This is a genomic window from Neobacillus sp. DFD-2R, from assembly GCF_057747865.1.
In genome coordinates this window covers 507,183-522,581 of record NZ_CM173228.1, presented here as the reverse complement: position 1 = coordinate 522,581, position 15,399 = coordinate 507,183, and the positions used below count along the sequence as shown (strand labels likewise).

Genomic DNA, 15,399 nt, shown 5'->3' with positions numbered 1-15,399 from the left:
GGCTAGTTTAATATGGTTACCTTTAATTGTTTTACTCCAAAATTGATTGCATCCTGTTCGGAAGGAATAAAAACATCAATTCGATTTCCTTTAATTGCTCCGCCGGTATCTGCAGCGGTTGCTTCACCAAAGCCTTCTACATAAACTTTACTGCCAAGCGGTATAACAGACGGGTCAACGGCAATGACCCTTGCATTTGGGTTTGCTTTAATATTAATTCCCGTTTTTGTAATACCTGAACATCCGGCACATGAAGCCGTATAGGCTGTAGCTTTCACAGTAATTTCCCTTGAGCCTGTATTACTTGTTGAGGCAGCTTTTACTGCAGGAGCAGTTTCCTTTGGTGCTTGCGCTGCAGGCTGTGGTGCAGGTGCAGCCTGCTGTTGTTGTTTTTCTGTTACAGTGTTAGTGGTAGTATTTAAACCATCAAAGATTACTAGATTTAATCCTGGATGGATGAGATCGGTAATTAAATTGTTCCATTCTTTGATTTGCAAAACGCTCACATGGTGATCTTTGGCGATATCCCATAGTGTGTCACCTTGTTTAACGTTATAATGTTTTTCTGTTGCAATCGTTAATACATCTCCAGGGTGAATAAGGTCAGTAGAAAGGTGATTCCATTTTTGAATATTTTCTACAGATGTATTATGTACCCGTGATAGAGCCCAAAGTGTATCTCCTTCTTGTACTGTAACCGTTGCAGCTTGTACATTAGCACTTACAGTTCCTGAGAGTACAGCAACTGCTATTAATAATGTTTTAATCTTGTTAAGCATTCTTTTACCCTCCATGTTCTTTGGTTGCTAATTTTCCATAATCTTAACATGGATTCTTCTGTAAAAAAGAACAGTGGGATGTTAAATCGTTTACATCCATGGCATTTATATTACGATAATATTTCTACTTAACCGGAAAAAATAAAAAACATCCCCCCCTAACGCCTCATTCCAAGCAAAAAGCGCAGTCGTATTGCACTCTGCGCTCAACTATTATTTATTACAATCATGTCATCTAAAACGGATCAAAAATTTTGATTTTTCCAACAACTACCGGTATTTCCATTAAAATTTAGATTGCCTAATTAGGCGGTTTTTTCACAGCGGTGGCAAATCCAGTTTCCCTTCCTCAAATAACACTTTTAACATATGCTTTGTGTACCCTGCAGCCTGGGCAAATTTTATCTTTGCCGGCATTGGTGCCTCCTCCGCATCGACTACCACATCAATGATACATGGTTTGTTCTGCTTAACGGCTTGCTGCAATGCCGGAAGAAGTTCCTCGGGACTTTCCACACGATAGCCGATTCCGCCGCAAATGTCTGCATATTGTGCAAAATTAGGGTTAATCAGGTCGGTACCGAACTCAATATTCCCCATTACTTCTTGTTCGAACTTAATCATCGCGATCTTATGATTGTTTAAAACAATGACCACAATCGGTAAATTGTATTTTACTGCTGTGACAAAATCGGCCATCGTCATTCCAAACCCGCCATCACCGCAAACGGCAAATACTTGTTTTTCCGGATAGGCTATTTTTCCTGCGATTGCACCGGGAAGACCGCAGCCAAGAGTCGCAAGCCAACTGGAAATAATAAATTTTTGATTGGTCATATGAAAATGACGCGCCATCCAAACAGTGACATTGCCTACATCTACTGATAAGACCGCATCATCTGAAGCTACTTCCTGTAAGGTACGAATCACTCGCTGTGGCTTAAGCGGTACAGAGTCATTTTCTTCCTGATGTTCTAACCTGCTCCACCACGTTTTCATCCGCTCCTGACTTTTTTCTAAAAAGTCACGATTCGCATTATCAGGAGCATTTTCTATAAGCCACTTAAGTGTTAATCCGGCTTCTCCTGCAAGGCCAACATCAACTGAATAGCGCTTTCCGATTTGGGAAGGATCTGTATCAATTTGAATTATTTTCGCCCTTTCGGGTAAAAATCCCGTAAACGGGAATGATGTCCCAATCATGATAAGCAAATCGGTTTCCTGCATGCCTTCATAGGCAGCCTTTGTACCAATTAGGCCAAGCCCGCCCAAGCAATAGGGATGTTTATCAGGAATCGCCCCTTTTCCCGGTAATGTTAATACAATCGGGGCTGCAATTTTTTCAGCGAAAGATAATAGGGTTTCCCGGATACCATGTACCCCTCTTCCTGCAAGAATGATCGGTCTTTCCGCTTTCTCTATCATTTCCTTCGCATGCTGCAAATCTTCCTTAAGTGGAAGAATTTCTTGATTTACAGTAAAACTGGATGTTACCCGTGCTTCCTGCCCAACCTCAAAACGCGGCACATCATCCGGTATCGTTAGAACTGATACCCCTTTTTTTGCATAAGCCGTCCGAATCGCTTGATTTACTACGGCAGGGAGCTGTTCAGCCGACATAATCCGTTGATTGTAGACGGCCACATCATCAAACATTCTTTCTAAATTAACCTCTTGAAAAAAATCAGTACCAAGCAGGTCCGATTCAACCTGCCCTGTAATCGCCAATACCGGTACCTTGTCAAGCTTTGCATCATACAATCCATTCAAAAGATGAATGGCACCCGGACCGGCAATGGCGGTACAAACCCCTATTTTCCCAGTCAGCTTTGCATATGCTGCGGCCGCTAAGGCACCCGCTTCTTCGTGTCTGACCTGAATAAACTTAATTTTGTCTTGGACCTTTCTGAGCGGCTCGATAATCGAATTAATGGAGTCACCCGGCATCCCGTAAATATGATCCACTCCCCACTCGATCAATAGTTCAATTAACTTCTCACCTGCTGTTTGTTTAAACATAGGACACTCCCTTTTTGAAATAGATATTGATAGTGTGATACTTTTAGCTAAAAATTACTCAATATTTCCATTCATATTGCCGACAACCGCCGAGAAATTTTGGCCGGTGACAGACATAGAGCCCAGCGACCATACTCTCTGTTTCATACAGAAAATTCCTTATGAGAGTCCGAATGCGGGGGGGTATTCGGACAGGGGAAGCAGAAAATTGCTTATAAGAGTCCGAATGCGGGGGGGATTCGGACAGGGGAAGCAGAAAATTGCTTATAAGAGTCCGAATGCGGGGGGGATTCGGACAGGACATACAGGAAATTTCCTATAAGAGTCCGAATGCGGGGGGTATTCGGACAGGGCATACAGAAAATTGCTTATGAGAGTCCGAATGCGAGGCTTATTCGGACTGGGTAAATAGAAAATTCCCTATAAGAGTCCGAATGCGAGGCTTATTCGGACTGGGTAAACAGAAAATTCCCTATAAGAGTCCGAATGCAAGGCTTATTCGGACTGGGTAAACAGAAAATTCCCTATAAGAGTCCGAATGCGGGGGGGATTCGGACAGGGGAAGCAGAAAATTGCTTATAAGAGTCCGAATGCGGGGGGTATTCGGACAGGACATACAGGAAATTTCCTATAAGAGTCCGAATGCGGGGGGGATTCGGACAGGGCATACAGAAAATTGCTTATGAGAGTCCGAATGCGAGGCTTATTCGGACTGGGTAAACAGAAAATTCCCTATAAGAGTCCGAATGCGGGGGGGATTCGGACAGGACATACAGGAAATTGCCTATAAGAGTCCGAATGCGAGGCTTATTCGGACTGGGTAAACAGAAAATTCCCTATAAGAGTCCGAATGCAAGGCTTATTCGGACTGGGTAAACAGAAAATTCCCTATAAGAGTCCGAATGCGGGCTTATTCGGACAGGGCATACAGGAAATTCCTTATGAGAGTCCGAATGCGGGGGTATTCGAACAGGGCAAACAGAAATTCGCCTCACACGTAACCACGTTAAGAGAAATCAAGGAGATTCTGTTTTTAACCTCTTTTTTATTATTTAAGATCCCCTATCATCATTGATTTAAATAGATAGCTGTTGAAGTTATTATTATTAGCTATCATTGATCCCCATAGATTCCCCAAAAGTCTAGGCATCATTTGATGTGAAGGAATAGATTGGTACTCAATAAAATATACAAAATACTTTAGATACAAAGTACTAACATTCGGTAAGTGAATGGTATAAAAATAATTTCTATTTTCCGAAATGGTAGCGAATGAGTTGGTTTCAGCACCCGATACATAGCGGGTCTCTTGCTTTTCGTAATAATTCGAAATGTAATTCATTCTATCCATTACAAGAGGATCGTCATATCCGTCGACATTTGCCAACCTCGAATAATCGATTGCAGTTAACAAATTTATATTTTTCGTATATACCGAAACATGTGCATATGCTTTATCATAACCGTTTTGAAGGGGTGTTAAATTTTCCTTTTTCAATCTATCAATTAGCGGAAAAGAATGATCATCTTTATCTAAGTAGGATGGTACAAATATCTGCCGGGATAGTTTTAATTCATCCAAAGAACAAACCTTAAAACCTGTAATATAATAATATTGGTCCTTATCATCTTTTGTTATATAAGATGATTTTGATATTCCGGGATGATTATCGATATAATCTGTAAATCTATCCTCCCTATCAAATACATAGTCAGTTGACATTTTGGGAGTTAAATTATTTAGATTTTTGGGCTTACGTATTTTAACAGCAGTGTGTAAGTATATTTCATGAATGTGGGTGTTCATTTTGCTCACTCCAAACTGAATCTTCAGTAGGTAATGATGAATAGTGACCGCACGACGGGACATAACGCAGTAACGTTAATTTAACCATTGAGGAGAATATTAAACCAATCATTCCCTTGCAACAATTTGTTCAATTCTTTTTTACAAATATGTGAAATAGTGAACAAATTACTCTCGTTTCAAGATAAAAGGATTATACTAACAATGTAATCAAGTTACCAATAATACTTTTCATAAAGGGGTCTTTTATATGTTTAACAAATTTTTAAGACAGAACAAAGTGGCTGCAGCTCTTCTTACCGTCTTACGTTTATATCTTGGGTATGCATGGTTAACAGCCGGTCTGCACAAGCTTACAGGCGGTTTTGATGCTTCCGGTTTTCTAAAAGGCGCGATCGCCAATCCGGTTAAAGGTCCGGACGGCAGCATGGTCTATGCTACTTATGTAGGATTCTTAAAACACATTGCCTTACCGAATGCTCACATCTTTAATACTATTATTCCGTTAGGTGAATTTCTTGTCGGTCTAGGACTTATTCTCGGATGCTTAACAACAGCGGCTATGTTCTTCGGCTTACTCATGAACTTCTCATATGTGATGGCAGGTACTGTTTCTACCAACCCAATGGATATTTTACTGGGTGTCATCATCCTTGCTGCCGGTTACAACGCAGGCCGCATCGGTCTTGATCGTTGGGTCGTTCCATTCATTCGTAAAACGGCTGCTAAAGGAAACAAAGCAGCAACATATAGGGCTTAACACAAAAGGACCTCAGTCGTGAACGTTCAGACTGAGGTCCTTTTTCATGAGATTAGTTCAAAAAATTCGAGTGGAATGTTAGCATCTTTTCAAAACCCGCAACGTCAGCCCCGGAACAAAGGAGAGATCCTTAATAAGAATGTAGTACAAATACTTACAAGGCGAGCTATTTAAATCCTTTTTAGCGGAAAGTCCTGAGAACCGATATAAAATTCTTTAATTATTTTTCGATGATGAAGTTCGTGACCTGCAAGAATAATTACAAGCGCACGGACAGTAACTTCAGAGCCGTTAGCAATACCTCGCCTTAGCCAATCTTCTGAGTTAAGACTCTTTAACAATTGTAAAGTAGATTTGCGAACAATACTCAAATTCGCCAAAAGGTCCTCCATCGAATGTTTATCAAATGCAGCACTTTGAACATAAACATTTTTATCATAATTTGGAAGAGATATGGCTTCTCCTCTTGCTATACAAAGGAGGGCATAACCCAAAATCCGCTCAGTATCAGTAAGATGACCAATTACTTCTTTCATACTCCATTTATTAGGAGAATATTTAAATAGCCCTTGCGTATTGGATATATCCTCAAGCAAGATGTTAGTTTCCTTATTCTGCTGCTCCAATATTTCCAATATATCCCCGTCAGGCACCAAGTTCACGTACTTTGAAAAATAGGAGTCATATTCACTTATTACCGGTCTTTTATCCACGTTAATCATCCCTTTCAAATTGCTTCGTTATTTGAATAAGAAAAAAACGATCCTTCTTTTATGGAAGAATCGCATCTGTCATTATTCCTCGGTAGGTTTTTCATTTTGATAAAATTCTTTTGGGTTTGCAAAACTCGGGAGCGGGTTCTCTTTTTTCCGTTCTTTCCTCTTGTTTAGCCATTCGCGAATCCGTCTACGCAACCTTGACCGCTTCTTCATCGTTCTTCGCCCCAATCACCTTCATATTTCTCCTTCGGCAATCCAACGGGTTTTCATTATGTGTCTTACTAATAGTGTATGTTTTCATTTTAACAGATTATGGGCAATCAAGACAAAAGCCAGTTTCCCTTTGGTAACAGCATTGGCTGAAAATAAAGGAAGAATCCGTTTATTTAACTAGACAATTCCGGGAAATACCGACAGCGTTGGGGGAAAATCGCAAGAACTAGTCCGAATACGAGTCTGGTTCGGACTTGTTGAACAAGAATTCCGTTAGGTACACTTCCAATATCCATTTTGATCCATATTAAATAAGGCTCTTTTCGTAAACTTTGTTGCTTTTGAAACTTAATAAAGTTCATTTACTAAGTTTCTAGGCAATTTTCGCAAATGTTCTTACGAAAAGATGCACGAAGCTTCTAATTATACGGGTTGATAAACTTATACGAAAAACAACAATCTATGCGAAAATAGCCTTAAATAAAAAAAGCCCCGAAAGGACTCTTAAAATATTTTTTCCTCTTTGTATATGTTTTACTGTTCAAAGATAACTGTTGCTTCCCTGATACTAGATAATAAGATTGCTCAATCACTTGTCCAATCTATTAAAAATATTTTTGCAAACCATATTATTTAGATACAAAAAAAGAGTGACAATTTTAGCCACTCTTAATGGATCGCTAACACCGGACCCTCTCTACTTTATATTCTCAATATACTGATCAAGTTCATCATGAGACTCTAATTGATTCTTCTTTCCACGATTTTTAATATAGTAGAAAAAATAGCATATAGCAATGAAGGGTACTCCGCTATACAGGGCAATTCGTTGGCTTTGATCGAAAGCAAGTCCTACACAAGAAGCGAAACATAAAACAAAAGCAGTGATGGGGACGAAGGGATAAAGTGGGGTACGGAATTTCAAATTTTTAATATTCCCACCCTCTTCAATAAAACGCTTGCGGAACATATACTGCGATAACACAATTCCCATCCATACGATCACCACTGCAAATCCGGATATAGCCACAAGCACTAAATAAACCGTATCCGGTGCAACGACACTTGAGAATAATGACAAGCTGGCTACTGCCATACTAACGATTAAAGCATTAAGCGGCACTCCTCTTGAAGTTACCTTCCCTAAGAGAGGGCTTATTGTTTTTTCATTTGAAAGCGACCATACCATACGGGTAGATGCATAGAGACCGGAATTTGCTACTGATAGTAAAGCGGTAAGAATAACAAAGTTCATAATATCTGCAGCATAAGGAATCCCTATATTGTCAAAAACCATAACGAACGGACTTTCTATGACTCCCGCTTCTTTCCAAGAGATTAATCCGGATAATACAAATATCGCACCAATAAAGAAAAAAACAGTTCTCCAAATTACGTTTCTAATCGATCGCGGAATGTCTTTGTCGGGATTTTCACTTTCCCCGGCGGTAACACCAATAAGTTCTGTTCCTGAAAAGGCAAAATTCACGGAAATCATAGCCATTAAAACCGGAAGCAATCCATTAGGGAAAAGACCGCCTTCACCGGTAAAATGGGAAAGCATCGGGGCAGTTGCATGGCCTTTCATCGGAATGAAGCCAAACATCGCTGCTCCCCCCAATACGATAAATAAAATAATGGTAATTACTTTAATACCGGCAAACCAAAATTCGGCTTCAGCAAAAAATTTCACTGAAAAGGCGTTTAGCAGAAAAAGGGCAATCGCAAAGATAGCACTCCAGATCCAAACGGAAGTATCAGGGAACCATCTCTTCATCAATAGACCTGCTGCGGTAAATTCCGAACCTACCGTAACCACCCAGGTAAGCCAGTACATCACACCAATGGTGAATCCGGTAGCAGGACCGACATACTTTGTAGCATACGTTTGAAATGAACCGGTTACCGGCATAGCTACAGTTAATTCACCAAGGCACAGCATAACAAGATACATAATCAGTGCACCAACCAAATAAGCGAGAATCGTACCTCCCGGACCGGCTTGATTAATCGTGTAGCCTGTGCTTAGAAAAAGGCCCGTTCCAATTACCCCTCCTAGCGAAATCATGAACAAATGTCTGCTTTTCATTGTACGCTTTAACTGATTTTGATCGGTATTATTTGTTTCCGGCATCCTGTCTCCTCCTTTTTTATATGTAATGCGGTACCATCATCTTTTAAGGCAGATACACCAAGCTGCCTGCACTATTTTAAGTTACTCAAAGTTAACTACATAAAATTCGAATCTATTTACAGAAAAATCAGATATTTTTACACAAGAATTGACCAATAACGGTCAATTCCGATAAAGCGATTATGAAGAGACGTTTTCATATTATCTTTTATTTGAAACTTTAAAACAAACAACTTTTGGTTCCGTCATTTCTTGAAGTGCAAACTTAATTCCTTCACGGCCTAAACCCGAACCCTTCACCCCCCCAAAAGGCATAGCATCTATCCGATAATCAGAGCTATCATTTACCATAACCCCGCCTACATCCAGCTTGTGTATAGCTGCCAATGCCTTATCTAAATTTTGAGTGAAGATACCTGCCTGTAAGCCGAACTCCACGTTGTTAGATTGGAAAATAGCCGTATCGAAATCGGGAACGCTGTAAATGGTCACTACCGGTCCGAAGACTTCTTCAGTTGCCAGCTTGCAATCTGCCGGTACATTCTCTAAAACCGTTGGGTAATAAAATGAACCCTTACGTTTGCCGCCACATAGCAAATTCGCGCCTTTTTCAACAGCTTCGTTAACCCAACTCTCCACCCGTTTTGCTTCATCCTCCGAAATCATCGGCCCCATGTCGGTTTCCTCTGATCGTTTATTACCGACTCGATACTGTTGAGTACGGGTAAGGAATCTTCCGACAAAGTCCCGATAAATACCTTCTTGAACATATACTCTTTGCACTCCGAGGCAATTTTGACCTGCAGCCCAAAAGGCGCCGGAAACAGTCGATTCAACTGCTTCTTCTAAATCAGCGTCATCCAGTACGATCACCGGTGAGTTCGAGCCCAACTCCATACTTATCTTTTTCAGGCCAGCCTTTTGCATAATCGCTTGGCCTGTGGATAGTCCCCCTGTAAAAGAAATCATTCGTATGGCCGGATGGGTAATCAGGCTTTCTCCCATATCACTTGGATAACCTGTAATGACAGATAATACTTTAGGCGGCAAACCTGCATTTTCAAAGGCTTCTGCTAATAAAAGAGCGCTTAATGGTGTTGCGGGTGCCGGTTTTACGATGATGGCATTTCCGGCAGCTATCGCAGGACCCACTTTATGTGCAACAAGATTTAATGGATCATTAAACGGCGTTATAGCTACTATAATTCCAATCGGAAAACGATAATAATACCCCATGCGGCCTTCACTTCCCGGCATTTGATCAAATAAAATCGTTTCTCCATTCATTCTCCTTGCCTCTTCAGCACTAATACGAAGGGTCTCAATACAACGCAATACTTCTTTTCTTGCCTCTTTAATTGTTTTACTTCCCTCACAAGCAATAGTGGTTGCAAATTTTTCCTTATGCTCATAAATCCAGTCAGAAGCACGATTCAGAATCGCAATTCTTTCGTGTGTTGACATGTCCGCGGCAATTTTTGCGCCCTTTTTTGCCTCCTCTATCGTATGAAGTACATCCTCCTCATTAGCGGCAGGAACTGTTGCGATTAAACGATGATCTTGCGGATCGAAGACTTCAATGGTTTTGGCGCGGGATACCCACTTTCCGGCAAGAAACATCTTATTTTCCTTTGTTAACGCTTCCATAAATGTCATTGAAATCACCTCATATAAGTAATTTTCCATTTTGTCATTTTACTAGGGAACAAGATTACAACTGACCACGGCTAATATTAATTAAATCAATAAGAATGGAGAATCCCGTTTCTTTGCGGCCGGCTCCGGCACCAATAAGCGTAATCGGACCGGCTAAATCACAATGATACGTAATAGCATTTTGTGCTCCCAAAACTCCGGCTAGAGGATCAGTAAGCGGTATCGCTTCAGGGCCTACCTTTGCGATCACTTGATCACCATCTTTTATGCATTTAGCAAGAAGTTTCCACCTTTTCCCTTCCTTTTTTGCCCATTGAATATCCTGCTGTGTAAGATGACTAATTCCTTCACATTCTACTTCTTCTCGTTTCATCGGAATATTCATGACAATATTAGCAAGAATAGTAGCTTTATATTGAGCATCATACCCCTCGACATCGCTAGTAGGATCTGCCTCTGCATAGCCAAGAGCTTGCGCCTCAGCCAATGCTGCCTCATAGCTCAAGCCTTCTTCCATTTTGGTTAAAATATAATTAGTCGTTCCATTTAATATCCCCCGCATTTCAGAAATATTATTTCCTGCCAACGAAACGATAGGCATTCTCAAGGCAGGTGTCCCACTCATAACTGTTCCTTCAAAGCCCCACCTGACATCATTCTTTCCGGCTAACTCAACTAGCTCCCGATACGCCAAAGAAACGGGACCTTTATTGCTCATTACTACGTTCTTTTTGCTTTCAAATGCTGCCTTACAATGATCGATGGCAGGTTGTCCTGTTTTTACATCTGTGAAAGTAATCTCTACAATGGTGTCCGCATTACTTTCACGTATTGTCTGAAAGCTATCCCATCCTCTTACCAAACCGGGGGTTTCAGGGTAACGATCCAGTTTTCCTGTTTCCTTTACAGCTTGTAATGCTTTAGAAATATCCAAGCCTTCCGGATGATAAAGAGAACCCTTAAGACTATCGGAAATAGCAACAATTTTCGCATCAAAGCCAAATCCGCTGCGTAACGATTCACCTTTATCTTGTAAAATTTCCGCCAATCCTTGACCAACTACACCAAATCCAAGCAATGCAATTTTATGTGTCATCCCTCAATCCCTCTTCCATTTTTACTATTTTTTATTTACAGCAGTAACTCGCAACTGCGACTCCAAATAGGCAAAGGCTTGTTCTAAATCGGAAATAAGATCTTCCGTATCTTCAATTCCTACTGAGATACGGACCAAACCCTCCGGAATCCCAAGAGCTTTCCGTTCCTCGAGCGTACATTCGACATGACTGGTCGTTCGTGCAGGTCCGTATATCGTTTCAACTGCCCCAAGGTTCCCCGCTCTGTTTGCATATTGTAGTTTTGGCAATAAAATTTTTATGGCTTCCATTTCCTCCTTCAAAACAAAGCTTAATACTCCGCCGAACCCCCTCATTTGTTTCTTGGCAATATCGTGATGTGGATGTGTTTCTAATCCGGGATAATAAACTGCTTCCACAAGCTTTTGCTTTTGCAAAAACTTTGCGATTTCCATTGCACTCTTTTCTTGCTGCCGCACACGGAGTTTTAACGTTTTCATCCCTCTTAAAATAAGATAGGCTGACCACGGATCCATCGTTGCTCCATTGATTTCGCGATAATGATAGACTTTTTGCATCAGCTCTTTGGAACCGCACACCACACCGCCTAACGCATCGGCATGTCCGCTTAAGAACTTAGTGGCGCTATGAATGACAATATCAACCCCTAATGGAAGCGGATTCTGATTAATAGGAGTAGCAAAGGTACTGTCTACCATAACCAATGCACCGACAGATTTCCCGGCTCGCGCCATTCTCTCAATATCTGTAATTTTCATCGTAGGATTGGTAGGAGACTCCAAATATAAAACCTTACACCCTTTGGCCACTTCAGCTTCAATTTCTTCATGATTTCCTGTGTTGCATAGCGTTACATCAACATCGATATTCGGCAGGAATTCAGTAAAGATTTTATTGGTGCCTCCGTATGTATCTTTAACAGATATAACCCGGTCTCCCGGTCTTAAAAATGTATATAGTGTGCTGCTAATAGCAGCCATTCCTGATGAGAAACCAATGGCTGCCTCTGCTCCCTCGAGAATTCGTACTTTTTCCTCCAGAGCTTGAACAGTTGGGTTTGTCATGCGATTGTAAATATGCCCGGGTTTATTTCCCATAGCAACTTCCTGCCACTCATCGACGTCATCGTAATTGTAGGCTACACTAAGTACCACCGGAACTTGGGTGGCATTGTAAGCAAGAGATTCTTTTTCTCCCGCCCATACAGCTTTTGTCCCGTCCTTTACATCATTAAAATTTCGCTCACTCATATTACTCTCCCCCCTAAATTTGTGTTAATAAAACTAATAACCCGGCACACACATCAAAATATACAATACATAATATATTTAATATTGTATAATGTGCAGAATAATCAGAAAAAACATTTGTATTTAGAATTATATAATGGACTTTTCTCTTTTTCAATGTTTTATTACGCTACTCTTAAAAATAGTTCAACTTTAAACAGTCTAGTTTTTAATACTAATTATATTTGGGCGCCTTAAAACAAAAAACAACAACGCTCCGCTTCTCCTCCATTTCTTCAATTTATCTAAAATATGGGGTCCTATGTATCAATTCGCTACATAGTAGACTTGAAAACAATAAGTATGTAAATGATTGTGGATTACTATTTTACAATATTGTAGAGATATTGAAGAATTTAGGAGCAAGTGCTAATATGAAAATGCAAGAATTTTCAATTTTATATTGTACAATGCGAACGTTTAACTTAGGGGGAATAACTATCAAAAAAAGATACCAATCACTAAAAGATCATGTATATGATTATATAGCCAAAGAAATTCAGAATGGAACATTGCTCCCCAATCATAAGATAAATGAATTAGCAATTAGCGAGAAATTAGAAGTAAGCAGAACCCCTGTAAGGGAAGCTTTGATACAACTAGCTTCAGAAAATTTACTGGAATTCCTTCCTCGAAAGGGATTTATCGTTAAAGAACTTGATACAAAGAAGAAGCTTGGTGTTTTTCAGGTTGTTGGTGTACTGGATGCCCTAGCAGCCACATTATCTGTAGAGCATATCACAGAAGATGATATTGAACGAATGGAAGAGTTGGTTCAGAAAATCGACCTTTCCATTTCACAAAAAAATTATTCAGATTATCAAAAATACCAAAACCAATTCCATAAAGTATACATTGATAAATGTAACAACACTACTTTAATAGAGCTTCTTGATTCTTTACAAAACAGTTTTATTAGACAGATTTATTTAAGTAAAGACGAAGAAAAACTTTTTGCCGTATTAGAACAAATGAATAATGATCATAAACAAATTATCAAATACTTTACCAAAAGAGACAAAGAAAATTTAGAACACCTTATTAAGAATGAACATTGGAAAATAACTCATATAGATATGATATAGGATGAAAAGGACAAACTGTTTTCACTTGGATTTCTTAAATGACTTAAAATTTATTATAACGAATGAAAGCTATCTCCTTAATAAAAGAGGTAGCTTTTTTCCATTTTATATGCTAATTCAACCTCCCTCATTTTTAAATTCTACTAAATTAACTTTTTAGTGAGAAAGTATTTCCTACTCATAAAACAGTCGTGTTTAGCGTAGAAATATAAAACTAAATTCAAGGGGGGATTGTTGTGAATTTAATTGAAATTATCACATGGACTATAACAACGCTTTTAGGTATGACTTTACTTTTGATTTTTCATTACTTGCTTTTGCACAAAAACCGGGAGACATTACCCCTAAAAAACAGGAAAAAAGGAAAAGAAAAGGAACATCTGTTTAAATAGTTATAATCATTTTGTTATGTAAATTGCTATAAAAACGAAATTAAAATGGAAAAAACGCCCCTTTAAATTACTTTTAAATCCAAATAAGATAGCTTTTAAATGAATATCCTGATGAAAAGGGATTTTATGTGATTCGATAGAATGAGCAATTCCCGATATGGTAGTGGTACCCGGGAAAACATGGCAAAGCGCGCTTTCTGAAAGGATTCAGCCTTGGAAAGCTTTGAACAGTTAGCTCAACAATATAAACCGATGATCCATAAAATCATCAACTCGCTGCACATTTACAAAAATAAAGAAGAATTCTACCAGCACGGACTCATCGCCCTTTGGGAATCCGGCAGTCGTTTTGACCCCACTAAAGGGAATTTTACCAACTATGCCTACACATATATTAAAGGCATCCTGCTTAAGGAATTAAGTAAGGCCAATGAGGCTGAAGAAAGAAATATCTATCCTGAGGAGGAGTATTGGGAAACGATAGAGGATCTGTTTTCAGAAATTCCATTGGAAGAAGAAATCCTATTATCCTATTGCCCCACCTTGACAGAGAACCAGAGAAAATGGGTCATGTATACAGCCTTGTGTAATTTCTCTATCAAAGAGATTGCCGAAATGGAAAAGGTTTCGGTATCCGCAGTGAAAAACTGGCGCGCGGGTGCAAGGGAAAAAATGAAGGGAATGGTGAAAAGCGGGGCTTTTTAAATGAAGGAATCCAAACCAAAAACGCTCAGAATGCCTCTGGGCGTTTTTGGTTTATTGTCACTTTATGTATTTATCCGTTCCAATTTATTATTTTTTAGAATTGTCGTGTTTTACCACAATATTAGTCCATTCAGGATGAGGTTTGTCCTTGAAAACAAAGTGAAGCTCACTACTAAACTTTCATATCGTGGGGTAATACCGTTACATTTTGAAAGAATTAGCATTTCTTAATGTATATACCCTTGAAAGAAAGGAGGTTCTTAAGATGGAATTAAAACAGGAATGTATTTATTATCTTGATGCAGCGATTGAATCTCTTGAAAAAATGGAAGGATTGGTTAAGGTTAATAGATTTAAACGGGCAATCGCCGAAGAAGCTAATTTACTATATTATATTGGTCGGACACTAAATGGTATGCATCGATTACAATTCAATAATGAAGCATCAAGAGTAAATCCTCCGGAATTCCCCGAAAAAACGAGAGACCATACTAGTAAACAGCAATGCATTATTCTCATTAAACTTGCTCTTGCCCATTTAAATCATGCAAGATTACTCTTAGTTCAAGAGCAGTTTGAAGAGGCTGAAAATGAAGTAGCCTTCATTCTTACAGGCCGCATATTGCAATGCCTTGTTCGCTTATTTGACTACACCACTTAAATCGATGAGATTAAAAAACCCCTGTATATCATCAATTTACCACTTTAAAAATTCTAATAAAACGCAGAACAATGTCGAACTTT

General features: G+C 39.4%; 13 protein-coding genes. 5 read left to right on the top strand and 8 right to left on the bottom strand.

Translation table 11 applies throughout. From position 1 onward, the window contains the following. Positions 1-2 precede the first annotated feature (2 nt). The 3 genes from AC3ANV_RS02535 to AC3ANV_RS02525 all read right to left on the bottom strand — a co-directional run bounded on the left by AC3ANV_RS02535 (position 3) and on the right by AC3ANV_RS02525 (position 4,605). A complete protein-coding gene (locus AC3ANV_RS02535; protein WP_488312114.1) occupies positions 3-779 on the bottom strand; it encodes a 3D domain-containing protein in 777 nt (258 codons plus the stop codon). Between the two features lie 318 nt (positions 780-1,097). After that, entirely contained in the window at positions 1,098-2,798 is a 1,701-nt protein-coding gene (locus tag AC3ANV_RS02530; protein ID WP_488312113.1) for a pyruvate oxidase, read from the bottom strand. Positions 2,799-3,846: 1,048 nt separating this feature from the next. Beyond that, on the bottom strand, positions 3,847-4,605 hold the full coding sequence (locus AC3ANV_RS02525) for a hypothetical protein (protein WP_488312112.1): 759 nt from the start codon (positions 4,603-4,605) through the stop codon (positions 3,847-3,849). Between the two features lie 250 nt (positions 4,606-4,855). Between AC3ANV_RS02525 and AC3ANV_RS02520 the strand changes: the two genes are divergently transcribed. Next, positions 4,856-5,365, top strand: coding sequence for a DoxX family membrane protein (locus AC3ANV_RS02520; protein WP_488312111.1), 510 nt, complete (start codon positions 4,856-4,858; stop codon positions 5,363-5,365). Positions 5,366-5,535: 170 nt separating this feature from the next. On the opposite strand, the gene AC3ANV_RS02515 is transcribed toward AC3ANV_RS02520, so the two are convergent. The 5 genes from AC3ANV_RS02515 to AC3ANV_RS02495 form a co-directional block, all read right to left on the bottom strand. After that, complete coding sequence (locus tag AC3ANV_RS02515; RefSeq protein ID WP_488312110.1) at positions 5,536-6,078, bottom strand: DinB family protein; 543 nt, start codon at positions 6,076-6,078, stop codon at positions 5,536-5,538. Between the two features lie 916 nt (positions 6,079-6,994). Beyond that, positions 6,995-8,431, bottom strand: a complete 1,437-nt coding sequence (locus AC3ANV_RS02510; RefSeq protein WP_488312109.1) for an amino acid permease — start codon at positions 8,429-8,431, stop codon at positions 6,995-6,997. A gap of 201 nt (positions 8,432-8,632) precedes the next feature. Further along, entirely contained in the window at positions 8,633-10,087 is a 1,455-nt protein-coding gene (locus AC3ANV_RS02505) for an aldehyde dehydrogenase family protein (protein ID WP_488312108.1), read from the bottom strand. 55 nt (positions 10,088-10,142) lie between these two features. Then, on the bottom strand, positions 10,143-11,183 hold the full coding sequence (locus AC3ANV_RS02500; protein ID WP_488312107.1) for a homoserine dehydrogenase: 1,041 nt from the start codon (positions 11,181-11,183) through the stop codon (positions 10,143-10,145). A gap of 24 nt (positions 11,184-11,207) precedes the next feature. Beyond that, positions 11,208-12,434 carry a cystathionine gamma-synthase family protein gene (locus AC3ANV_RS02495; protein WP_488312106.1) on the bottom strand — a complete coding sequence of 409 codons (1,227 nt, stop codon included), beginning with the start codon at positions 12,432-12,434 and terminating at the stop codon, positions 11,208-11,210. Positions 12,435-12,847: 413 nt separating this feature from the next. Between AC3ANV_RS02495 and AC3ANV_RS02490 the strand changes: the two genes are divergently transcribed. From AC3ANV_RS02490 to AC3ANV_RS02475, 4 genes are all read left to right on the top strand, one after another. Beyond that, complete coding sequence (locus AC3ANV_RS02490) at positions 12,848-13,558, top strand: GntR family transcriptional regulator (protein ID WP_488312105.1); 711 nt, start codon at positions 12,848-12,850, stop codon at positions 13,556-13,558. Between the two features lie 236 nt (positions 13,559-13,794). Beyond that, positions 13,795-13,950: a hypothetical protein gene (locus AC3ANV_RS02485; RefSeq protein WP_488312104.1), complete on the top strand. Its 156-nt coding sequence runs from the start codon at positions 13,795-13,797 to the stop codon at positions 13,948-13,950. A 213-nt stretch (positions 13,951-14,163) separates the two neighbouring features. Further along, entirely contained in the window at positions 14,164-14,655 is a 492-nt protein-coding gene (locus AC3ANV_RS02480) for a sigma-70 family RNA polymerase sigma factor (RefSeq protein ID WP_488312103.1), read from the top strand. A 265-nt stretch (positions 14,656-14,920) separates the two neighbouring features. Continuing rightward, a complete protein-coding gene (locus AC3ANV_RS02475; protein ID WP_488312102.1) occupies positions 14,921-15,316 on the top strand; it encodes a hypothetical protein in 396 nt (131 codons plus the stop codon). Positions 15,317-15,399: the final 83 nt, after the last annotated feature.